This window comes from Pectinatus haikarae, from assembly GCF_015732185.1.
GTDB lineage: Bacteria > Bacillota > Negativicutes > Selenomonadales > Selenomonadaceae > Pectinatus > Pectinatus haikarae.
In genome coordinates, this window is record NZ_WIQM01000016.1 from 755,888 (window position 1) to 778,823 (window position 22,936).

The 22,936-nt window shown below is 40.2% G+C and carries 21 protein-coding genes; 9 read left to right on the forward strand and 12 right to left on the reverse strand.

The window, feature by feature from the left end:
* The first annotated feature begins 152 nt into the window (after positions 1 to 152).
* The 8 genes from I6758_RS14245 to I6758_RS14280 all read left to right on the forward strand — a co-directional run bounded on the left by I6758_RS14245 (position 153) and on the right by I6758_RS14280 (position 11,381).
* Positions 153 to 1,352: a pyridoxal phosphate-dependent aminotransferase gene (locus tag I6758_RS14245; RefSeq protein WP_196605858.1), complete on the forward strand. Its 1,200-nt coding sequence runs from the start codon at positions 153 to 155 to the stop codon at positions 1,350 to 1,352.
* A gap of 4 nt (positions 1,353 to 1,356) precedes the next feature.
* A complete protein-coding gene (locus tag I6758_RS14250; protein ID WP_196605859.1) occupies positions 1,357 to 1,671 on the forward strand; it encodes a hypothetical protein in 315 nt (104 codons plus the stop codon).
* A 389-nt stretch (positions 1,672 to 2,060) separates the two neighbouring features.
* Positions 2,061 to 4,583, forward strand: a complete 2,523-nt coding sequence (gene secA, locus I6758_RS14255) for a preprotein translocase subunit SecA (RefSeq protein WP_196605860.1) — start codon at positions 2,061 to 2,063, stop codon at positions 4,581 to 4,583.
* A gap of 40 nt (positions 4,584 to 4,623) precedes the next feature.
* Positions 4,624 to 5,731 (forward strand): peptide chain release factor 2 gene (prfB, locus tag I6758_RS14260; RefSeq protein ID WP_196605861.1). Its coding sequence is split into 2 segments (ribosomal slippage): positions 4,624 to 4,692 and positions 4,694 to 5,731, totalling 1,107 coding nucleotides; the frame shifts between segments, so codons are not numbered across the junction.
* 67 nt (positions 5,732 to 5,798) lie between these two features.
* Positions 5,799 to 6,485, forward strand: a complete 687-nt coding sequence (locus I6758_RS14265; RefSeq protein WP_196605862.1) for an LmeA family phospholipid-binding protein — start codon at positions 5,799 to 5,801, stop codon at positions 6,483 to 6,485.
* 17 nt (positions 6,486 to 6,502) lie between these two features.
* Entirely contained in the window at positions 6,503 to 8,563 is a 2,061-nt protein-coding gene (locus tag I6758_RS14270) for a DUF5693 family protein (protein ID WP_196605983.1), read from the forward strand.
* Positions 8,556 to 9,659 (forward strand): polysaccharide pyruvyl transferase CsaB, encoded by a 1,104-nt coding sequence (gene csaB / locus I6758_RS14275; protein WP_196605863.1) that lies wholly within the window; start codon positions 8,556 to 8,558, stop codon positions 9,657 to 9,659. Before I6758_RS14270 ends, csaB begins: the two co-directional genes overlap by 8 nt.
* 192 nt (positions 9,660 to 9,851) lie before the next feature.
* Positions 9,852 to 11,381, forward strand: coding sequence for an IS1182 family transposase (locus I6758_RS14280; RefSeq protein WP_196605864.1), 1,530 nt, complete (start codon positions 9,852 to 9,854; stop codon positions 11,379 to 11,381).
* A 171-nt stretch (positions 11,382 to 11,552) separates the two neighbouring features.
* On the opposite strand, the gene I6758_RS14285 is transcribed toward I6758_RS14280, so the two are convergent.
* The 5 genes from I6758_RS14285 to I6758_RS14305 form a co-directional block, all read right to left on the reverse strand.
* Positions 11,553 to 11,807 (reverse strand): pro-sigmaK processing inhibitor BofA family protein, encoded by a 255-nt coding sequence (locus I6758_RS14285; RefSeq protein ID WP_196605865.1) that lies wholly within the window; start codon positions 11,805 to 11,807, stop codon positions 11,553 to 11,555.
* Between the two features lie 23 nt (positions 11,808 to 11,830).
* Entirely contained in the window at positions 11,831 to 12,427 is a 597-nt protein-coding gene (gene recR / locus I6758_RS14290; RefSeq protein ID WP_196605866.1) for a recombination mediator RecR, read from the reverse strand.
* A complete protein-coding gene (locus I6758_RS14295; RefSeq protein WP_196605867.1) occupies positions 12,427 to 12,756 on the reverse strand; it encodes a YbaB/EbfC family nucleoid-associated protein in 330 nt (109 codons plus the stop codon). The genes recR and I6758_RS14295 overlap by 1 nt, the downstream gene beginning before the upstream one ends.
* Positions 12,757 to 13,101: 345 nt before the next feature.
* Positions 13,102 to 13,695, reverse strand: coding sequence for a peptidoglycan recognition protein family protein (locus I6758_RS14300; RefSeq protein WP_231038689.1), 594 nt, complete (start codon positions 13,693 to 13,695; stop codon positions 13,102 to 13,104).
* Positions 13,696 to 13,925: 230 nt separating this feature from the next.
* Positions 13,926 to 14,816 carry a fructose bisphosphate aldolase gene (locus tag I6758_RS14305; protein ID WP_196605868.1) on the reverse strand — a complete coding sequence of 297 codons (891 nt, stop codon included), beginning with the start codon at positions 14,814 to 14,816 and terminating at the stop codon, positions 13,926 to 13,928.
* Between the two features lie 261 nt (positions 14,817 to 15,077).
* Between I6758_RS14305 and I6758_RS14310 the strand changes: the two genes are divergently transcribed.
* A complete protein-coding gene (locus tag I6758_RS14310) occupies positions 15,078 to 15,425 on the forward strand; it encodes a cupin domain-containing protein (protein ID WP_196605869.1) in 348 nt (115 codons plus the stop codon).
* A gap of 97 nt (positions 15,426 to 15,522) precedes the next feature.
* Here the strand turns inward: I6758_RS14310 and I6758_RS14315 are convergent, their stop codons facing one another.
* From I6758_RS14315 to hypF, 7 genes are all read right to left on the reverse strand, one after another.
* Positions 15,523 to 16,788: a sensor histidine kinase gene (locus I6758_RS14315; protein WP_196605870.1), complete on the reverse strand. Its 1,266-nt coding sequence runs from the start codon at positions 16,786 to 16,788 to the stop codon at positions 15,523 to 15,525.
* A gap of 23 nt (positions 16,789 to 16,811) precedes the next feature.
* A complete protein-coding gene (locus tag I6758_RS14320) occupies positions 16,812 to 17,480 on the reverse strand; it encodes a response regulator transcription factor (protein WP_196605871.1) in 669 nt (222 codons plus the stop codon).
* Positions 17,481 to 17,498: 18 nt separating this feature from the next.
* Positions 17,499 to 18,116, reverse strand: a complete 618-nt coding sequence (locus tag I6758_RS14325) for a GTP pyrophosphokinase (RefSeq protein ID WP_196605872.1) — start codon at positions 18,114 to 18,116, stop codon at positions 17,499 to 17,501.
* A 211-nt stretch (positions 18,117 to 18,327) separates the two neighbouring features.
* Positions 18,328 to 19,335: a hydrogenase expression/formation protein HypE gene (hypE, locus tag I6758_RS14330; RefSeq protein WP_196605873.1), complete on the reverse strand. Its 1,008-nt coding sequence runs from the start codon at positions 19,333 to 19,335 to the stop codon at positions 18,328 to 18,330.
* Positions 19,325 to 20,422, reverse strand: a complete 1,098-nt coding sequence (gene hypD / locus I6758_RS14335) for a hydrogenase formation protein HypD (RefSeq protein ID WP_196605874.1) — start codon at positions 20,420 to 20,422, stop codon at positions 19,325 to 19,327. Before hypD ends, hypE begins: the two co-directional genes overlap by 11 nt.
* Positions 20,409 to 20,633: a HypC/HybG/HupF family hydrogenase formation chaperone gene (locus I6758_RS14340; protein WP_196605875.1), complete on the reverse strand. Its 225-nt coding sequence runs from the start codon at positions 20,631 to 20,633 to the stop codon at positions 20,409 to 20,411. Before I6758_RS14340 ends, hypD begins: the two co-directional genes overlap by 14 nt.
* Before the next feature lie 14 nt (positions 20,634 to 20,647).
* Positions 20,648 to 22,927, reverse strand: coding sequence for a carbamoyltransferase HypF (gene hypF / locus I6758_RS14345; RefSeq protein ID WP_196605876.1), 2,280 nt, complete (start codon positions 22,925 to 22,927; stop codon positions 20,648 to 20,650).
* Between the last annotated feature and the right edge of the window lie 9 nt (positions 22,928 to 22,936).

Sequence of the window (22,936 nt, forward strand, 5' to 3'; positions counted from 1 at the left end):
AATTAATTTCCTGAGCCTTTTATTTTTCCCGGTTATTGAAGCGGATATTTAAAAATGCTACAATAATAAAAGTTCTCATTTAACGCAGGAAACATTGATTAAATGAAAATATCAGCAAGGATAGAAAAATAAATTGATGAAGGATTGATAAAATGTTTTCGCAAACTATGTATGAATTGGGTACAAAGAAATCTACCATAAGAACTATTTTCGAATACGGACGGAAAAGGGCCGCCGAAGTGGGAGAAGACAATATATATGATTATAGTTTGGGCAATCCCAATGTGCCTGCTCCAGCTTATATAAAACAGGCTATTTTTGATATACTGAATGAAGAAGAGCCATGTGCGGTACACGGTTATACCATCGCACCCGGATTGGTATCGGTGAGAGAAAAATTGGCGGACAGTGTTAATCGGCGTTTTCAAACCAATTTTGCGGCAAAAAACTTTTTTATTACCGGTGGAGCTGCCGGTGCGATAACCATAACATTTAAAGCGTTGAGCGAAGCCGGTGATGAATTCATAACATTTGCTCCGTTTTTTCCGGAATATAAATGCTTTGTTGAAGCTGCCGGAGCAAAATTAGTGGTTGTTCCACCGCAGCCTGCTGATTTTCAGATAGATTTTACTGAATTTGAGAAAAGAATATCTGCCGAGACAAAGGCTGTTATTGTTAATTCGCCCAATAATCCCAGCGGGGCTGTATATTCAGAAAAAACCATAAAAAAACTGACAGATATAATGAAAAAAAAGGAAAAGGAATACGGGCATCCTATTTTTCTTATATCAGATGAACCATACAGAGAAATTGCCTACGATAATATTAAAGTGCCGTATCTGCCTCATTATTATGCAGATACGATTGTCTGCTACTCTTATAGTAAATCATTTTCTCTGCCGGGAGAACGCATCGGTTATATTATTGTACCTGATGAAGCCGCTTCTTTTGAAAAAATATACGGAGCTATAGCAGGCGCTGCGAGAGTGCTTACACATGTAAATGCACCGTCTCTATTTCAGCGCGTTATAGCACGCTGTTGTGATATGCCGTCTGATATAAGCACATATCGGCAGAATGGTACACTTCTTTATAATGGATTGATCGCCGCAGGCTTTAAGTGCATAAAACCGCAGGGAGCTTTTTATTTATTCCCGGAAGCATTAGAAGCCGATGATTATGCGTTTTGCAAGAAAGCACAGAAATTTGATCTGCTTTTGGTTCCGGGAACTGATTTCGGCTGTCCGGGACATTTTAGAGCATCATATTGTATAAAGACCTCTACAATAGAAAAATCTCTTCCTGTTTTCAAAAAGCTCGCTGAGAGCTACGGAATAGGGAAAAGGAGCTGATATTTTGTTTGAAGTACCGGAAAAAGAAGATTATAAAGCTGATAATCCTCATTTAAAAACGGAACATATCACTCCTATAACAGTAAGAAAACCTGAATTGAAAAAGGAATTTCAGCAACTGCGATGTCTGATTGATGAAAAAATTTTCGAAAATTATATTGAAACAGTGCATAATTTGACAAAAAACGAAAATACTCTTCTCATAACAGCGGGAAATGAACTGCAAAAAATGCATATAGAGGATTGTATTCCTGCTTTAAAGAATGCTTTCAACGTTGAAAAGGTAAAAGTCATTGGTTTAATGAAACCATTTTTTTGACAAAATTATTTATTCACGGCAGTGAAATACGGAAAAGCAAGTATCATAGAACGGAGCAATTTATCGCAGGAATGAGGATCAGCAGATCAAAAGCTGCTGATCTTTTTTGCGGTAAAATAAAACGGCGCATCTTGAAATAGAGTACACTTTCTAAAAATCTTGTTAAAGCTTATAATTTGCGTTATACTGTTTTTGACTTATGAATGATTGTCTGTTAGAATTTTATATAGTCTGTTTGCCGGAGATATTGCAACTGCGCTGACTGTGCATTGAGGAAACACTAAATATAGTAAAATACCGAAAAATGGTATATCAAAGGTTTTCACTGCGTATTTTATTATGCAGCTGTCTTGAATATTTTGTTTCTATTATATAAGAGGTGACGATATTTGTTAGGTTTTTTAAAAATTTTGCTTGGCGATAATAATGATAAAGAAATAAAACGCATGCGCGGCATTGTTGAACAGATAAATTTGCTTGAACCGGAATACAGGAAAATGAGTGATGGTTCTTTATGCGGCAACACGGAAAAATTTAAAGAACGCGTGGCTAATGGTGAATCGTTGAATTCGATTCTGCCCGAGGCTTTTGCTGTTGTGCGTGAGGCTTCCAGGCGCACACTGGCAATGCGGCATTTTGATGTACAGCTGATCGGCGGTATTTGTCTGCACGAAGGAAAAATCGCTGAAATGAAGACAGGCGAAGGTAAGACTCTGGTGGCGACAGCTCCGGTGTATCTTAATGCTTTGTCTCAAAACGGTGTACATATGATAACAGTTAATGATTATCTGGCTAAACGGGACAGTGAGTGGATGGGACGCCTATACCGCACTCTCGGTTTGTCAGTGGGCCTTATCACACACGATATGGATTTTGCTGAACGTAAGTTTGCCTATAATTGTGATGTAACTTTCGGTACAAATAATGAATTCGGTTTTGATTATCTGCGGGATAATATGGTCATAGGCAAAGATCAGATGGTGCAGAGGGAACTTCACTATGCTATTGTCGATGAAGTAGACAGTATATTGATTGATGAAGCGCGCACGCCTCTTATTATTTCAGGACCGGGCAGTAAATCTACCAATATGTATTCCATAATGGCAAGAGCCGTGGCTCCGCTGAAAGAGGGGGAAGACTACACTCTCAACGAAAAGGAAAAAACTGTATCTCCCTTGGAATCAGCTGTCTCCAAAGTGGAAAAAGCGCTGAATATAGATAATCTGTACGATACTGCAAATATAGAAATGTCTCACTGCTTTACTCAGGCCCTGCGTGCAAAGGCAATGATGAAACGCGACAGGGATTATGTTGTGCGGGATAATGAAATTATTATTGTCGATGAATTCACAGGCCGTCTCATGGTCGGCAGACGTTATTCCGACGGGCTGCATCAGGCTATTGAGGCAAAGGAAAATGTAAAGATACAACGTGAATCACAAACTTTGGCAACTATAACTTTTCAGAATTATTTCCGTATGTATGATAAGCTGTCAGGCATGACCGGTACAGCAAAAACAGAGGAAGATGAATTCCTTAAAATATATAAGCTGCCGGTTATAGTCGCCCCTACTAATAAACCTGTTCTGCGCACCGATTACCCCGATGTTATTTACAAAACGAAAAAGGCAAAACTGAAAGCAGTAGTGAGTGCAATCGGTGATTATCATTCAAAAGGACAGCCGGTACTGGTCGGTACGACGTCAATTGTTCAGTCGGAAGAACTGAGTGACCTTTTGAAAAAAAGTCATATTCCTCATAATGTGTTAAACGCGAAATATCATGAAAAAGAAGCGCAGATAATCGCAGGAGCCGGGCAGGCAGGAGCTGTAACGATCGCCACAAATATGGCCGGGCGCGGGACTGACATTACGCTGGGCGAAGGTGTGGCAGCTAACGGCGGTCTGCATATCATAGGTACAGAACGCCATGAATCACGCCGCATTGATAATCAGCTGCGCGGACGTGCCGGACGTCAGGGAGATCCAGGCTCTTCAAGATTTTATTTATCACTGGAAGATGATTTGATGCGCCTGTTCGGTTCGGATAATATTGCCAATATAATGGATAAGCTTGGTATGGGAGAGGATGATCCTATCGAGCATAAACTTGTTACCCGTTCTATTGAGCAGGCACAGAAAAAGGTAGAGGCACGTAATTTTGATATCCGCAAACATGTTCTGGAATATGATGATGTTATGAACCAGCAGCGTGAAGTTATATATGGGCAGCGCCGCAAAGTACTGCTTGAAGATAATCTTAAGGAAAATATACTCGGCATGATACATGATATTGTCAAACACGAAATGGATGTATTTGCCAACGAAAAAGTATATCCCGAAGAATGGAATATTCAGGGACTCATTGAGGATGCAGAAAAAATTTATGCACCAAAAGATACGTTTTCAAAAGAAACTCTTGAAAATATGAGCAGGGACGAGCTGGAAAATTATTTATATAAAACAGCGGATGACACTTATAATGCTCGTGAAAAACTGTTCGGTGAAGATAACATGCGCGAGCTGGAAAAAATTGTCATGCTCAAGATAGTGGACAGTAAGTGGATGGAGCATCTTGATGAAATGGATATGGTCCGTGAAGGGATCGGGCTGCGGGCGTACGGACAGAAAAACCCTCTTGTTGAATATAAGATCGAAGCCTATGATATGTTCCAGGCTATGATCAGCAGTATTCAGGAAGATGTTGCCAAACTGATGTACAGGGTGAATATCGTACAGCAGGAACAGCCGCCGCTGGAAGATCGCTTGAAGGGAGCTACGGCTTCCCATGGTGAGGAAGCTGCTGACAGTAAGAAAAAGCCTGTGGTGAAAGCGGATACTGTTGGAAGAAATGATCCCTGCCCTTGCGGCAGCGGGAAGAAATATAAGAATTGCTGTGGACGGAATAAGTAAAAGAATATTTTGCCTATAATTATTTAAGGATGTGAATACAGTGTTAGAAGACTTGCGTGTAACGATAGTTGACTTAAAGAAAAAACTGGATGAAATGGGGGCTTCACTTTGACGTCGCTCATAAAAAAGAAAAAATAGCGGAATTGGAATATAAGATGGGCGAACCGGCTTTCTGGGATGATACTGAAAAAGCCCAGGCAGTGTCTACTGAATTAAATACGCTGAAGGATGGCGTGGAACGTTACCAGAGCATGCTTAACAAGTATGATGATATGCAGGTGCTTTGGGAAATGGGGATGGAAGATAAGGATGAATCTGTCTGCAGTGATGTAGAACAGGAAATCAATGAAATAAAAGATCAGATCGAAAAATTAGAACTGGAAATATTATTGTCGGGAAAATATGATGCCAATAATGCTATATTGACTCTTCATGCCGGCGCAGGCGGAACGGAAGCTCAGGATTGGACGCAGATGCTTTTGCGCATGTATGGCCGCTGGGCAGAAAAAAATAAATTTGGGGTCGAAACTGTTGATCTGCTGCCCGGAGATGAAGCGGGGGTAAAATCAGTCACACTGATGATCAAGGGGCATAATGCATATGGATATCTGAAGGCTGAAAAAGGGGTGCACCGATTGGTGAGGATTTCTCCTTTTGATGCGAATGCGCGGCGGCATACATCATTTTCTGCTTGTGATGTAATGCCGGAAATAGATGATAATGTCGAGCTTGATATCAATATGGCAGATGTGCGGGTTGACACTTACAGAGCAAGCGGCGCAGGCGGGCAGCATATAAATAAGACAGATTCGGCAGTCCGCATGACACATATACCCACAGGCGTTGTGGCACAGTGTCAGAATCAACGTTCTCAGCTGCAGAACAGAGAGCAGTGCCTCAAACTTTTGCGTGCACGTCTTTTTGAATTGGAAATACAAAAAAAAGAGGCTGAACTTGCCAAGCTTGAGGGTGATCAGCAAAAAATAGAATGGGGCAGTCAGATACGCTCGTATGTATTCCATCCGTATAATCTTGTAAAGGACCATCGAACTAATGTCGAAACAAGTGATACGCAGGGAGTAATGGACGGCGGTATCAATTTATTCATAGAAAATTATCTGCGTGCAAAGGCCAATAAACAGCTGTGAGACAGCAACTGTTGTCCTATTTTATAATTATGATGGCAATGTTTTTTATTGCTGCAGGGTGAGAAAATTGCGTAAAATTTTAATTATCGTTTCAGTATTGATAATAGTCATTACGGTACTGACAAGTTTGATTTTGCCTAATTATATTTCCTATACGGTATATAATTATTTGCAAAATGATATGCAGGCGCATGCTATACAAGGTGAGGTACAGACTCATCCGCCTTTCATGATAGCCAGCGGGCAGATAGATAGTATTGATTATAAAGCTGACAGTGCCGTTATCGGGCAGACAGAAGTACATGATCTTTTGCTGACCGGCAGTAATCTGCATATAAATATGACTGATCTGCTGAGGGAACGTTTTACATTAGACAGAGCGGAAAATATTGATCTTTCCTGTACTATTGACGCAAAATCACTTGAAAAGCTGCTTTTGCAGAAAATAAACAGACTGCACAGCGCCACTGTGAATATTACGCCTCAGATCGTCACTGTAAAGGCTGATATACCTATATTGAACAACAATATAGCAGCCAATATGAGCGGATATCTGTATACTTCAGACGGAAATATTTATTTTAAAATTGCAGAATTTGATGTTGAAAACAGTTTACTGGGGAAAATCAGCTTAAATACGAAAAATGATGTAATGCTTCTTGATAAAAGCAAGTTGCCTTTTGGTGCAGAGATTAAGTCTGTTACGCAGGAAGACAATCAGATATCCATTAAAGCAAGTGCTCACAAAGAATAGATAAGGTGGGAAAAATGTTGAGGGTTTTCAATTATAACCGCTGGTTTATACTGCTGATTGCAATAGGTCTTGTTGCTGGGCTGGTAATAAGTTTTCAGCGTTATCATGTGGAAAGCAGCAATGCGACTATAGAGCTGGCTCTTGATTATGAAGATTTATTAAAATTAGCAGAAAATGAGGGGCTGCCACCGTCTGAAGTGCTTGCTGAAACAAAAAAAGCAGGAATAACATCGCTGGCTGTTTACGAAACCACATTCAAAAAACTGAATGAAAACGGAAAAGCTGCTGCAACATCGGGAAGCGAGATCTTGCAGCGCTATCATAACGGATCTCTTTCTGATCCGGATTGGTCAGCGTTGGTATCTGCCGGGAAAATAGTGGGGACAGATGTTTATGTAACAGGTAATGATCCCCAGACGTTCAAGGAAGTAAAAGAAGATTTGCTTTTGCGGCTCGGCAATGAACGTGTGCGGACGTTGTCTGTCGGCAGCAGCGAAGTTCTGGCGGTAAAAGCTAACTATGAAAATTTTTTGAAAATGAATCTGGGAATGCCTACAGATGAAATGAAAGCTGTAAATGCGGCAGGATTTTATGTTATAGCGCGTCCCAGCAATTATACCGATGTCACGGAAAAGGAAATTGATGCTGTCTTTGACAGATTGAACGGCATTAAAATATCCGATATAGTTTTTTCCGGACCGCAGACATTGGGAGCGCCAAAACTGCTGAATTATACCGTAGAAAAAATGAAGCAGCGTGATATAACATTGGGCATGATAGAAAATGTTTCACAGTTGAAATTTTACCCGCAGGACGGATTGGTTGATATAGCACAGGGATTGGATTATAAGGCGGCCCGTCTGTACACTATTCCTAAAGATGAGCAGCCTAAAATGAAACTGGCCGATGCGGTAGAACGCTGGAGCAATACTGACGAGGAACGAAATATACGTATTGATCTTCTGCGTCCGTACGAGAAACCTGCTACAGGTCTTTCTGTGATGCAGACCAATATAAAGTATTTTGCTGATACCAGAGATAAATTAGAGGCTAAGGGGTTTGAAATAGGACCGGCAGGCAGCTTGGAAATATATGACGGCAGTCAGCTTTTGCGCATATTCATAATGATCGGCATCTGTGCCGCAGGCGTACTGTATTTATCACTTATTATACCTGATTTTAAATTAAAATATCAGTATATGCTCTTTGTCTTGATCACGCTGATCTGTGTGATTCCTCTGGCTATGGGTCATGGCAATAAAATACGTGTTCTGGGGGCCTTTGCCGCGGCCAATTTGTTTCCGACCCTGGCTATGATATATTTACTGGATAAAATGAAAGATATAAAACGCAGCAAAAATTCTTCTTTCCTGCGTATAATGTTGTTGTCTTTTGGGATGATAATTGTGACAAGTGCGATTTCCCTGATAGGCGCTGCTTACCTTTCCGGTATTTTATCTGATGTGCGTTATTTCCTTGAAATTGAAATCTTCAGGGGGATAAAGCTTACGTTTGTCCTGCCGATGATATTAGTGGGAATAGCGCTTTGTCAGCGCTTTAACGTTTTTGACGACGACAATCCTTTGGTTCCTATGAATATAATTGAACAGATAAAGCATTTTCTAAATATGAAAATATTGGTGAAAACATTAATGATTTTCGTCATGCTGGCATTAGCTATGGTAGTATTTATCGAACGATCGGGACACACAGCCGGCTTTCCTGTACCCGGCATAGAATTAAAAATACGCGCTATTTTGGAAAAAACATTCTTTGCCAGACCTCGGTCAAAAGAATTGTTTATAGGTCATCCGGCGTTTTTTATTATGGTAATGGCATGGCTTAGGAAATGGCCTGTATTTATCTTCGGTATATTGGTCTTTGCTGCTACTATAGGACAAGGCTCAATGGTCGAAACTTTTGCCCACATGCGTACACCTGTTTATATGTCTCTGGTCCGTGGTGTTGGCGGTGTCGTATTTGGTGCGCTGCTTGGTTTTCTGGTATTGTTGATATTGGAACTTTGGCGGCATTTCTCTTCTGTATTGGAGAGGAGGAAAAATGCCGGGCATGAATAATATTGTAGTTTCTGGGTATTATGGTTCTAAAAATGCCGGTGATGAGGCAATGCTGGCGGCAATGCTGGAAGTTTTTACCGATCTTGATCCCAAGATTAAATTTACCGTCATATCGACAAATCCGGCTGACACGGCAAAGAGACATGGCGTAAAATCAATAAACTGGCTGTCGGTGTTTTCCATTGTGAAAGCTTTAAAAAATGCAGACTTACTGATAAGCGGCGGCGGCAGTCTGTTGCAGAACGTGACCAGCGGACGCAGTTTATATTATTATATGGGAATCCTTTTTTTGTCCATTTTGGTAAAAACACCTGTCATGCTTTATGCACAAGGTATTGGTCCGGTTTTTGGCTGGCTGCCGCGCAGACTTATGCGCTGGTTCTGCAATCATGCAAGGCTTATCACAGTCAGAGATAAAGAATCCTTGACTGAATTGGAGCAGATGCATATTTCCCAACCCCTTATCAAGGTCACAGCCGATCCGGTTTTAGCAATTCACTCTGTGGAAAAAAATATTGGCCAGCATATTTTATCTAAAAATAAGATCTCACGCACAAAACCGATAGTAGGAATTTATGCGAGAGAGTGGCGTGGCCTGATCAATTACAAAAAGGTGCTCGCAGAGGTTTCCGACAGGATAGGAACATCTTATGGCGCACAGATAGTGTTTATACCTATGCAGTATCCTGAAGATGTCGCAGCAGCTGAAAAAATAGCGGCCTATATGAAATCGGCACCAATATTGCTTAATGACGAATATACCACAAGTGAACTGTTATCAATAACGGGAAATTTGGACATGCTTATATCAATAAGATTGCACGCATTGATATTTGCCGGTGTAATGGGAGTGCCAATGGTAGGTCTGTCCTATGATCCCAAGGTAGACCGATTTTTGAATTCCATAGGTGAAAAAGCTGCTGACGATTTGGAAAGTGCAACAGCTGAAAGTATTTTTGTTCAATTTGCTGCAAAATGGCAAAATAAGGACAAATGCAGAGAAGAAAATGGGCAGCGATTATCTGAGCTGCGCAGTGCAGCCTCCAGCAACGCAGAGTTGGCGTTAGGTTTAATAAAAAAACAAAAAACTATATAATATCGAGCAATTGAAGCTTTTTATGTAAATAATATGGCATATATAAATTAAAGGGGCTGTGAAATAACACTCCTATAAAAACAAAAGAGGATCGCTGGCTCGAAAGAGCCGGTGATCCTCTTTTTGTGGTAAAATTTTACGTGTCTAATGAAAAATTCAACCATCAATTATTTTAAAACAAAACAGGCAGTTTTGCCACTATTTATTTCGGATTTTCTGGATATTTGTGATCCTGTGCTGGTTTTCGACAGATTCATGGAGGGAATCGACTTGGAGAAGTACCTGAAAAATGTTCCGGAACACGTTACCGGACGCATCAGGTACAACCCGACCAGCATGTTGAAAACAATCTTATTTGGATTTATGACAAATGGATATATCTCGCTTCGCGAACTCGAAGATTGCTGTAAAGTCAATCTTCGCTTTATGTATCTCATGGAACACGAGACTCCATCTTATCGCACGTTCGGCTATTTTATCGAAACTATGCTCAAACCATCGGTTGAGGAATTGTTCAGCGAGATCAACAATAAAATTTTTGCCAAAGATCATGTGGATTTGAGCCATCTGTATATTGACGGTTCGAAATTTGAGGCAAATGCTAATAAATATAGCTGGGTATGGAAGAAAGCGACTGAAAAATCTAGATATAGACTTTTTGAAAAAGTCACGGGATTACTCGATGAAATCAACGACGATCTTGCCAGCTTTGGCATCAAAATTGATACGAATTCCGAATACGTTCCTGAGTACCTAAGTGAAGTAACGGATCGGTATGCCAAAATCTATGAAATAGATGAAACAAAATTTGTCCATGGAAAAGGCCATCGAAAAACACCCCAGCAGAGCTATTACGAACGGCTTCAGGAATATACAGCGAAACTCAAAGAATATGTTGAAAAGATAACCATTTGTGGTCCAGACCGGAACAGTTATTCCAAAACAGATCACTGTGCGACATTCATGCGGATCAAGACAGATTATATGGGCAACGACCAGCTCCTGCCAGCCTACAATGTTCAATTTGGTATTGCAGATGAATACATAGCTGTAGCTGATGTAAATCAATACCGTGCAGACATGGATTGTTTTGTTCCCTTACTGGAGAAATTTCATAATACCTACGGATTTTATCCAAAGTATCCAGTTGCTGATGCAGGATATGGTTCATACAACAATTATATTTACTGTGAGCAACACGGGATGGAAAAATACATGAAATTCACGATGTACAAGAAAGAAACCACGAATGCGAAGTATCGAGAGAATCCGTTTCGAGCCGTGAATTTCAAGATTGATGAAGAAGGCACTCTGCGCTGTCCGGCCGGACAGGCATTTCATCTGCAATACAGACAAAATGTAAAAGGGAATCGATACGGACGTCAGGAAGAAGTTTACCAGTGTGAAAATTGCAGGGATTGTCCGTATGCCTCCGAGTGTAAAAAGACAGATAAAAATAGGACGATACGAGTTAATCAGGAACTAACTTCTATACACCAAGAAGTTGTGGATAACCTAGAAAGCATTCAAGGCGCGCTTCTTCGAATGAATCGCTCGATTCAATCTGAAGGCACTTTTGGCATCATGAAAAATAACCGCTGGTATAAAAGAATCGTTCGAAAAGGCATGAAACAAGTACGTTTAGAGATTTTCCTGGTTTCCATCGGGCACAATCTTTATAAATACCACAATAAAAGACTACGTTTGAAGAAAGCCGCATAAACTGTAGAAAAGCAGTTTTTATGGGGAAAGGGGTTGTATGCCCTTTTTTCAGTAATTGCCCGCTTGTTGCCTCAAACTGTGTAGAAAAAGAGGCTGTGGACAAAATGATTTCTCATTTTGTCACAGCCCCTTTAATTTATATAATATACTTGGTTTCATATAACGGGCAAGTCATTTTATAAGATAGTAGATCACGATAAGCAATACTCCAGGTATTCCTAAAGTTCCGGCTAATATTGCCGTAAAAAAATTAATAGGTATCGCAAGACCTAAAACAGCATTTACCAGCCATAAGCATATTGCACCGATAATACTGTTATAGATAAGTTTCCATAATATATGCATAGGCAAAGATAATATTTTTGTTATGATGCATAAAATAAAAATACCTATTAAAAAAGCTATGACCAGACTAATGTCAAACATTGTTTAACTCCTTGATAAAAATATTAAATTTCTCGGCGGTTTTCCAATGCTTTTGCCAAGGTAACTTCGTCCGCATATTCTAAATCACCGCCTACAGGCAGTCCGTGAGCAATGCGGGTAACCTTTATCCCTGCCGGCTTTACCAGTTTGGCAACGTACATTGCGGTAGCCTCACCTTCAACATTGGGATTGGTGGCCATTATGAGTTCCTTTATTTTTTCCGTCTGGAGTCTTACCAGAAGTTCTTTGACCTTTATATTGTCGGGACCTATTCCGTCCAGTGGTGACAGCACCCCGTGCAGAACATGATAAACACCTTTGAAATCACGCATACGTTCCATTGCTGCAACATCACGGGGTTGTTCAACGACACATATTATTGAATGGTCGCGACTGGGGGCGGAACAAATGCTGCATGGGTTGACATCACTTAAATTGAAACAGGTATTGCAAAAGCCAATTTTTTCTTTGGCTTCGATTATAGCATTGGCCAGAGCCTTTGCCTTTGAAGGCTCCATATCCAATATATGATAGGCAAGACGTGCAGCTGTTTTTGAACCTATTCCCGGCAGCGTACGCAGATGCTCAATAAGTTTAGCCAAAGGTTCAATATACTGCATTAAAACATTCCTGGGGGTATATTAAGGCCGCCTGTAAGTTTCCCCATCTCCGAAGCCATCATATCGTCTACTTTTTTTACAGATTCATTTATTGCTGCTGAGATAAGATCCTGAAGCATTTCCACATCCTGCGGATCAACTGCCGATGGATCAATAGTCAGAGAAACAACTTGCTTTTCACCATTCATAATAACTTTGATAACGCCACCGCCGCTTGATACTTCAACAGTTTTTTCTTTCAGATCATCTTGCATTTTTGCCATCTGCTGCTGTAATTTCTGGACTTTTTTCATCATGCCGGCCATATTGCCGCCCATAGGATTGAACATTAAATTTATTCCTCCTGTGAATTTATTTAAAACTGCGACAACTGCAAACTAATATTGCCGCCACCGCTATCTTGAGGCAATTCTGATTTTGAAATGAAAGTGTCAGTAATTCCCTGATTCGATAACTTGATACATATTTATTAAGTATATAATATAGATGCATTACTTGCAAGTCAGCATTCTTTATAGTTATAAAAAATGTATGGCTGCAAAAATTATACGGGATTGCTATTTTTAAATAATTATTTTGCGATCGGTAAAGCTGATATATTCCGTGTATATATTTTTCTATGAATAAGTATTTATGTTGTTGTTTTATGTATTATGCAGGGAATTTACATGAATTTATAATTTAGCAAAAACTTTCTGTTTAAAATCATCCAATTGGCTGTACAAATTTTTTCCCGGGCATAAAGTACTGTTAAGATCGCGATGACCAAAGATAATATTATCGGCGGTATTCAATCTATAAAGCTGACATAAATATGCTGTCAGATATTCACCTGAATTGAGCTGAGCTTCAGTAGGATATGCAGTTTCGAAATCGCCTACTATGTTGATGCCTACAGATGTCTTATTATAGCCGTAGCAATGCGCGCCTATGGTATCCGCAGGTCTGCCGCGTTCTATAGTGCCATCTTTTCTTATTACATAGTGATAGCCTATTCCCGCCCAGCCGTTTGCTAGATGCCATTGATGAACTTCTGCTGCAGATACATCCTGATTGGTTCCGCCTATATGATGAATAATGATCATATTAGTTTGCTGACGATTTTCTAATGGAAGAACAAAACTGAGATGCGTTTCCTTTATAGGAGGAGAGGTGAGTGGCTGTCCTGAAGCAGCCAAAGCGATTTTGCTGAAAGTAAATTGAGGCAAAAACATGAGACTGCCTATTGTACCAAAAGTATAAAATAAAAATTTCCTGCGATTTATCAATATAAACTCCCTTTATAACATGGAAAATCAGCTTTTTTGTATACTTATTCAATATACTACTATGCTATACTCCAATTATGAAATTTTTATGAAACAATTGGAGTATAGCAATAGATGAGTATTAATTGGAACTTGGTCGGTCAATATTTAAAATGAAAGAAAAATCCGCCATACAGCCGATTTTTCTTTCGGTTATACAGCGGATAAAACTAAGCGTACATGTATGTTAATCAGGTAATAGAAGCCTCATAAATATTTTTTATACTGGAAGCAAGAACAGTATCAAAATCATTATCAGATTGCTGTGCGTAAAGTCCTTCTGCCAGTGCCCGCGAAAAACTGGCTATTAAACCATTATTGCGTGATAATTTGTCATTTGCCTCCTGCCGGGAGAAACCGCCTGAAAGAGCTACCACCCTGATAATATTTGTTTGTCCATTTATCAGATCGCTGTAAAAATTATCGATTTCGGGAATAGATAACTTGAACATTATTTTTAAATCAGATGGCAGTAAAGAAAGTTCCTTAAATATCTCCTCTTTCAGTATCTTTTCTGATTCTGCACGATTTTCGCTGTGAATATCAACTTCAGGTTCAAGTATGGGGACAAGCCCTGCAGCAGCTATCTGTCGTCCAATTTCAAACTGCTGTTTGACAATTTTTTTTATACCATCTCTATTTGTCTGCTTTATTACAGAACGCATTTTTGTGCCGAAAATATTCCGCTGCACAGCACGTTTCAAAAGATCAGCTAAATCGGGCATAGGTTTCATGAGCTGAACACCGTCTGTTAATTCAGCCAGACCTTTATCAACTTTTAGAAAAGGAACGATTCCCTTCTTATTCCAAAGATAATCCGCCGTCAATTCTCCGTCAATTTTCCGGTCCATAGTATTTTCAAATAAGATAGCAGCTAAAATATAATCAGCCTTAAACGCAGGACTTTTTATTATCCGTGTACGCATTTCATGCACTTTGGCAAACATTTCGTCGTTGCCGTTATATTCATTTTCCTTTATACCATAAGCAGCCAATGCCTTCGGTGTGCTTCCGCCGCTTTGATCCAGAGCCGCAATAAATGCCTTGTCATGACTCACTCTTTGCAATTGTTTTTCATTCATTAAAATTCATCTCCTCTTTAGAAAGTTTTCGTTAAATTGAAGATATATGATAAAAAAATCTCTTCAAGTAAAACGAATATTTTAAGTATCAATTGAATAGTTTAATAATAATACTTTTCCCATTTCTTTGCAAGCAGAAGAAAAATGTCGGATATTGCAGCAAGTATATATATATATCTTTAGAGCATGTCACAATTGTTACAGCATTAAATAGAAAAAAGGTATATATTAAAATAAATAATTCAGAGGAGATGAAATCAAATGGAAACTATTTTAAAGAATATCAGAAAGTCAGAAGTACTGGTTTTAAAGGATTTGGTGAAGTATCAAGATGAACAGGTAGTAAGCAAGACACTTATCCAAAATGATGCTGTGGGAATGACTTTATTTGCTTTTGCAGCAGGAGAGGGCTTAAGCACGCACGAATCCAATGGTGATGCTTTTGCCATTTGTCTTGACGGAAGCGGTGAGATAACTGTGGACGGAATTTCGCATAAATTGGAAATAGGCGAGTCCATTATTATGCCGGCACAGCATCCGCATGCGGTATATGCTGAAAACTGTTTTAAAATGCTCTTGGTAGTAATTTTTCCAAACAAGATAAAATGAGATATTGGCTGGCAGAAGATATTATTGGTAATGTATTACGATTGTTTTTGGGGAGTATATATTTTTTATTGCCAGATCAGTATACCTGCTGAATGCATTAAGTATTTAACCTTACGGTAAAAGTGATTATTTCGTTGGTATAGGATACATTGAGCTTTCCTTTTATGAGCTGTGCCAGTTCTTTTGCCATGGCCAATCCTATACCATAGCCCTTTCTTTTGCTGTTATGTGACACATCACCGCGGTAAAATCGTTCAAAAAATCGGGAATAATCGATCGCAGCTCCGGCGATGTGAGTATTGGAAATAGCGATGATAGCACCTGTATTTTTTTTATTGCGTGAAAGAATTACGTTGACGGTACCGTTATCATCACAATATTTGACGGCATTATCAACAAGAATATTTATAAGTTCATATATACATTTTGCATCGGACTGGATATGGATAAGAGGGTCGATGCGACAGGTAAATCCCTTTTTTTGATCACTGAGCATTTGCCTGAATGATTCAGTCACAGTTGTCACTGTTTCTGATAAATCTACGGACGTTATGTCAAGATCTGCACGGGAGCGTTCCCCCATTTTTGCGAGCATAATAAGATCATTTATCAGCTTGGATAAGCGGTGAACTTGTTTCAATATGTTGACCGTCCATTCACTCTTGCCGTTGATAAGCTCCATCGCCTCGGTATTAGCGGAAATAATAGCTATCGGAGTTTTCAATTCGTGACCGGCATTGGTGATGAACCGTTTTTGATTTTCCATGTTGAGAATAAATGGTTTGATAGCCATATTGCATAAAGCGGCCAGAATAAATATATATAATAGTATGCAGATGAAACCGAATAATAAAGAATAATGCATAAAGGAGTCAACTGCACCTGCGTCACGTGTATAATCCATAATGACGATAAGAAAATTTCCGCTGGGATCTTTTGTTATCATATAGGCATAACTGGCTCTGTCCTTTTTGAAAAAGCCCTGCATTTTTCCTTCTTGTGCAGTAGACTGTGCATATTGTATTGCTTCATCTTCGGTAAAAGCAGCAATATTTTTGATGTTTATTTTTTCGATATATCCCGCCGGATTGACAAGAACACTAAAAAATCTTGTTTGATAAGAAAATTCAGGCGTATCATCAGACCAATTTGTGTCGCCGAACCAACTGCTGTCCTGTGGGGTCTTTTCTTGCGGGACATTTCCGCCGTTCTGTGAAATATATAAAAGAACAGATTCCACTTGAACATGCATGCGCATATATACTATTGTATTGATCAAGCCAAGGGCCCCGGCCACTATAATAACAACAGCTGCTGTAGCCGCCGCAATAAATTTTCTCCGCAGATTTTTTATTATATCCATGAATTGTACCATATCCCCGCTGTTTATTTTTCTTTTAGAAGGAAGGTTTTTCCCTTATTTCCGATGATTTGGATGTCTGCATTAACAGATTCCAGCTTTTCCCGTAAATATGACACATATATCCAGACAATAGTTTTGTCCACATCTGATTCACTTTTCCAGACGTGCAGAAAAATAGCTTTTGTTGATAATTCTCTGCCGATATTAAGCATAAAAAATTTCATGAGTTTTGTTTCTTTATTGCCTAAACGAATAGAATTTTTACAGGATAATTCCTGTTCTTCCACATCCAGGGTGACGGTACCGCAAAAAAGCCTGGATGGTGAAAAGGCGTTGATGCGCCGTACCATGGACCGGATACGAGCCAATAGCTCTCCCATAGCAAATGGTTTTGTCAGATAGTCATCAGAACCCGCATCAAGGCCTGCGATTCTGTCATCTGTTTCTGCTTTAGCTGTCAACATAATGACGGGTGTGAAATTACCACTGCCGCGTAATTGCTTCAGTGCATCGACACCATCCATCTTAGGCATCATAATATCAAAAATCATACAATCATATGTGTTTTCCTGTGCCTTTTCTACGGCAGCAGCTCCGTCGTAAACAGCGTCTACTTCATAACCGGAATGTCTCAGTACAGCGGTAAGTGCTGATGACATATCGTGTTCATCTTCTGCCAGCAATATTTTCATGTCTGTATTCTCCCATAATTATTGTTCAGTGCGGATCAGATTACGTATAGTCTGCATAGATATGTCGCAGGCTGCCAGTTCATCGGCACATCGTTTCAGTTCTCGCACGATCATTTCGGAATTTTCTATATTACGCTTGTATTTCATCTGATGTTCGAGACTGGCCCATGAATCCATGGCAATGGTTCGCAGCTGTATTTCAGCAAAAAAGTGTCCGGGACATATTTCTGATGCATCTTCATAAGGCATTGTAAGCTCGACTATTATATGATAGCTGCGATATCCGTTTGCTTTTACATGCTTTATGTAATCCTTTTCCTGAATAATGCGGCAATTTGGTATGGCTTTAATATAGGCGATATTTACATAAATGTCTTCAATAAACCGGCAGATGATACGAATGCCGATCGCATCCCGTATATCGTGAAGTGCTGCACATGGAGTCTGCGGCAATCCCTTACGATGACATTTTTCTGCCATACTGCCATGTGTTTTAATGCGGTAAATCAAGTGCTCATATGCCATTTCGCCCGTCTTATTTTTTTCTTTTTCATTATATTTTTGGATATTTTCCAACAGATTGTTCATAACCTTTTCGAGTACAGGTATATATTTTCCGTATACATTGTCAACCATATGTTCACCTCATTATATGCATCCTTTTATCCATATTATAACATATTTTGATTTTGGAAAAACCAGCACTGTAAGTAGATATTTATATATATTTGCTGAAATTTACCGTTATTTATATTTGTATATGGATATAAAAATCCGTCTTATTAAGCAGGCGTATGGACCTGAATAAGACGGATTTTTTAATGATGCAATATTTAATTTTAAGGATTCAGCAGATTCTGGGGATTTGTTCACCTGCAGGCATATCAATTATCCTTATCCCGCCAATAGCTGTACGCAGACCCACTTCGCCGGGAGCGATACTGTTTGTACTGCCTATTATACAGGCATTTTTGCCATATACATCTTTGTGCATAACGGCAAGTATCCGGCTGCTATAGGTTTTGTCTGCAAAGATTACCATTTTGCCTTCATTTGCCAGATATATCGGATCAAAACCCAGGATATCGCAGAACCCTCGTACTTCTTTACGTACGGGAAGCTTGTCTTCATCAATAATGATACCGACACCTGCCTGGGCTGCTATTTCATTGAGAACGGCTGCTGCGCCGCCGCGGGTGGCATCACGCATTACGGCTATTTTGGGCGCCGCCTGCAATATTTTATAAACAAGTTTATTTAGCGGAGCACAGTCACTTTTTAGTGTGTCCGGCAATTGCAGATTATGTCGTAATGCCATGATCGCCGCGGCATGATCACCGAGATATCCGCTGACTATTATATCCATTTCCGGCTTTACATTTCGCGGAGCTATATCGCAGCCGTCTATTAAATTACCGACACCTGCCGTATTGATAAAAATGCCATCACCGCTGTTTTTGTTGACTACTTTTGTATCTCCTGTGACGATATATATACCGGCCTCAGCTGCTGCCTGACTCATGGTATCGACGATAGTGCGCAAATCCTTTATTGGAAAACCTTCTTCCAAAATCATGCCCACAGATATATATTTTGGCACGGCACCTGTCATAGCCAGATCATTCACTGTGCCGCATACGGCCAGTTTACCTATATTGCCGCCGTTAAAAAACAAGGGTTTTACTACATAGGAGTCTGTAGTGAAGGCAATATTATTCTTTACAGGAAGCTTGGCTCCGTCATGCATCTGACGCAGATATTCATTATCAAATGCTGGAACCATTATTTCTTCGACCAGCTCACGGCTTTTTACACCGCCCGCTCCGTGAGCCATAGTTATGAATTTATCTTCCATAGTGATATCTCCCTTGCCCATATTTATACCACGCATGGCATGTGCCCTCAATGGAAACCATGCATGCACCGGCAGGGTGTTCCGGTGTACATATTTTTTTGAATAAAGGACATTGCGTAGGGTTGATATTGCCTTTTAGTACATCACCGCAGCGACAGGCTGGATTTTCTCTTGAGTTTTCCTTGGTCACAGGGATGCTGTGCAGTGCGTCATATTGAGCGTATGCCGCGTTGACTGTCATACCGGAATTTTCTATTCCGCCGAAGCCTCGCCAGTTTGCGGATGTATTGCTGAAAACTGAAGATATTGCATTTTGAGCAATGGGGTTGCCTTCAGTCCTGACCACGCGCTTATAAGCATTTTCTATTTTTGCCTGACCGTTTTGAACCTGCAGGGCAAGCATATATACGGCCCGAAGAATATCGAGTGCCTCAAAACCGGCAATGACAGCCGGTTTTGCATACCTTTCAGATACAAAGGAAAAGGGGGCTTCGCCCGTAATGACGCAGACATGGCCGGGCAGCAAAAATCCGTCGACTTTTATTGTCGGATCGCTTAATAAAGCATCGAGAGCCGTATATGTCCATTTGTGTGCAGAGAGAATAAAAAAATTATTTATTTGCTTTTTTTGTGCTGTTTGAATAGTGGCTGCCGTCAAAGGTGCGGTTGTTTCAAAACCAACCGCTAAAAAAATTATTTTTTTTGCAGGGTTATTTATTGCCAGCTGCAGGGCGTCAAGCGGAGAGTATACTATACGGATATCAGCGCCTTCTGCTCTTGCTTCATATAAGCTTGTGCTTGTACCGGGAACTTTAAGCATATCGCCGAAAGTAGTTATGATCACGTTTGAATTTTTCGCATAGGCGATTGCAGTATCCATATAATCATTCGGCGTGACGCATACAGGACAGCCGGGACCGCTTACAAGATCCACCTTTTCAGGAAGAAGCTGTCTTATGCCGGAACGAAAAATAGATACAGTATGTGTACCGCAAACCTCCATAAATCGCGTAGGTTTTGTTATAAGTCTATCAATGTTTTGCAGGAAAAACTCTGCTGCCTTCTTGCATTCTTCAGGCATTATCATTTTGGGCGACCTCTTTTAACAGCTGGGCAGTATAATTTGCCTCTTGTTCATCTATTGTCTGAATCGCAAAACCGGCATGCATAAGAACAAAATCACCTTTTTTTGCATCGGGTAAGAGCATCAAACTGATTTTTCTCTGTATGCCCTCAACATCAACGGTTGCCATCATATCATTCTTTTCTATAATTTTTGCAGGAACAGCAAGACACATTTTTATCGCTCCTTTTATAATAAGCCTCTATTTTTATTTATAATAGCACATGCTGCCGCTGCCTGTCCAAATGACAGACCACCGTCATTTGCAGGAACTTTTCTATTTATATAAACGGAAAAATCGTCTTCCAGCAGGGCAAATATGTTTTTGAGCAATAATAAATTCTGAAAGACTCCACCGGACAGAACAATTTTTCTGACCCCGGTCTTCTTCTTTAGAATCCTGACGGTATCCACCACGGCAGCTGCCATTGTTAAATGGAAAGAAGCAGCTTTTTCGGAGATTGCAGTATCATCCTCAATTAAGCTTCTGAACATAGGCAGAAAATCTATCTGACACATTCCATTTTCTTCTTTTGATTCATAAGGTAAAAGGCTGCCGTTTCCTGCCGCCGCTATTTGCTCAAGTTCTATTGCGGCCTGTCCTTCATAATTTATCCTTCCTCTTATGCCAAGAACAGCCGATACCGCATCAAATATTCTGCCGGCACTGGAGGTAAGGGGTGAGTTAAAGCCTTTTTCTGCTATTTGAACAGCTAAGGACCAGTTTTCCGGTACAGATTTCCATAAACCACATTCTTTTTCCAGCATTTTTTTCCCATATAAAGAATGCATTATATAAGCGGCAAGGCGCCATGGTTCTTTTATCGCGGCCGATGCTCCCGGCAGAGGCAGATATGAGAAATGTGCCAAACGCTCATAGGAAGTACAGTCACACAGGAAAAATTCGCCGCCCCACAGACAGCCGTCATCGCCATAACCGGTACCGTCAAGTGCCACACCGATTACCTTTTCCGATATGTTATTTTCAGCAAGGACAGAAACAATATGTGCATGATGGTGCTGTATTTTGATGAGCGGCAATCCTGTTGCAAGTGCATATTTCGTAGAAAAATATTCTGGATGGAGATCACATGCGGCTATTTGCGGCTGTATGGAAAAAATTTTTTGATAATGGTTTATGGCCTTTCTGTAAGAATCATATGCGGCCTTGTTAGCTAAATCGCCGATATGATGGCTTAGAATTGCCTTATTTCCATCGGTCAGACAAAATGTGTTTTTCAATTGACTGCCGGCAGCGAAAACTGACAGCTGCTTATTGCAAGATGACAGAAAAAGGGGTGCAGGGGCAAATCCTCTGCTGCGCCTTATGTAATAAGCTTCATTTTTCACCACTTGCATCACTGAATCATCTATAGACATATTGATGCGGCGATCATGTATCAAAAAATGATCGGCTATTCCAGCCAGACGTTCCAGCGCGTCCTCTTCTTCGTAGGCAATGGGTTCTTCACTGAGATTGGCACTGGTCATCACAAATACATCTCCTTTTTGCAGGAGCAGACAATGGATAGGTGCATAAGGAAGCATAAAACCAATACTGCAATTACCGGGAGCCACTGCAGCAGCCAGAGCACAATTTTCTTTTTTTGCAAGAAGGACGATGGGCGCTGAAGGACTCTTAAGGAGGCTTTCTTCTTTGGCATTGACAATGCATAAGGTTTTTATCGTGTCTACTGAATCTGCCATCACGGCCAATGCTTTGTCAAAGCGTTTCTTCCTGTTTCTGAGTTTAAGTATTGCAGAATTATTATAGGCATCACAGACCAGATGATAACCGCCGATACCTTTTAAAGCAATTATTTCTCCTTTTTTTATAGCTTTTCTTGCTGATTCCAGTATAATTTCATTATCAATTGATATTACAGTACCTTTGTTATTCAAAAGTTTGTACTGCGGGCCGCAACTATTGCAGGCATTTGGCTGGGCATGAAAACGCCTGTCCTGAGGCTGCGCATATTCTTCCCTGCATTTGCTGCACATAGAAAAAGTTTTCATTGTAGTATTGCGCCTGTCATAGGGAATGTCTTCCACTATGGAAAAGCGCGGTCCGCAGTTTGTACAGTTAGTAAAAGGGTAATGATATCTTCTGTCAGATTTGTCCATGATTTCTCTGCGGCAATCAGCACATATTGCCAGATCTGGTGATATAAACGCTTTCCGTAGGGCAGCAAGAGGACTTTTTTTTATTGTAAAATCTTTTTCCGAAGCAATGATTTCTTTTTCAGCTGTTACAATTTCCATGACGGAAGCTGCGGGCGGTGCTTCATAGCTAAGCTCTTTAAGCATCACATCAAGAGATGTTTCAATACCCTGAATTTCCATTAAGACACCGTCATCATCGTTTAAAACGAAGCCGGTAAGATTATTTTCCCGTGCCAACCGATAGACAAAAGGCCTAAAACCGACGCCCTGAACGATGCCTCTGACTCTTACTGATAATCTTTTCATAATATTTTA

Bases quoted from the DNA above. Each gene is read 5' to 3' on its own strand.
- I6758_RS14245 (WP_196605858.1), top strand. From the start codon at position 153: ATGTTTTCGCAAACTATGTATGAATTGGGTACAAAGAAATCTACCATA.
- csaB (WP_196605863.1), top strand. From the start codon at position 8,556: ATGAATAATATTGTAGTTTCTGGGTATTATGGTTCTAAAAATGCCGGT.
- I6758_RS14285 (WP_196605865.1), bottom strand. From the start codon at position 11,807: ATGTTTGACATTAGTCTGGTCATAGCTTTTTTAATAGGTATTTTTATT.
- recR (WP_196605866.1), bottom strand. From the start codon at position 12,427: ATGCAGTATATTGAACCTTTGGCTAAACTTATTGAGCATCTGCGTACG.
- I6758_RS14295 (WP_196605867.1), bottom strand. From the start codon at position 12,756: ATGTTCAATCCTATGGGCGGCAATATGGCCGGCATGATGAAAAAAGTC.
- I6758_RS14305 (WP_196605868.1), bottom strand. From the start codon at position 14,816: ATGAATGAAAAACAATTGCAAAGAGTGAGTCATGACAAGGCATTTATT.
- I6758_RS14310 (WP_196605869.1), top strand. From the start codon at position 15,078: ATGGAAACTATTTTAAAGAATATCAGAAAGTCAGAAGTACTGGTTTTA.
- I6758_RS14315 (WP_196605870.1), bottom strand. From the start codon at position 16,788: ATGGATATAATAAAAAATCTGCGGAGAAAATTTATTGCGGCGGCTACA.
- I6758_RS14320 (WP_196605871.1), bottom strand. From the start codon at position 17,480: ATGAAAATATTGCTGGCAGAAGATGAACACGATATGTCATCAGCACTT.
- I6758_RS14325 (WP_196605872.1), bottom strand. From the start codon at position 18,116: ATGGTTGACAATGTATACGGAAAATATATACCTGTACTCGAAAAGGTT.
- hypE (WP_196605873.1), bottom strand. From the start codon at position 19,335: ATGGAAGATAAATTCATAACTATGGCTCACGGAGCGGGCGGTGTAAAA.
- hypD (WP_196605874.1), bottom strand. From the start codon at position 20,422: ATGATAATGCCTGAAGAATGCAAGAAGGCAGCAGAGTTTTTCCTGCAA.
- I6758_RS14340 (WP_196605875.1), bottom strand. From the start codon at position 20,633: ATGTGTCTTGCTGTTCCTGCAAAAATTATAGAAAAGAATGATATGATG.
- hypF (WP_196605876.1), bottom strand. From the start codon at position 22,927: ATGAAAAGATTATCAGTAAGAGTCAGAGGCATCGTTCAGGGCGTCGGT.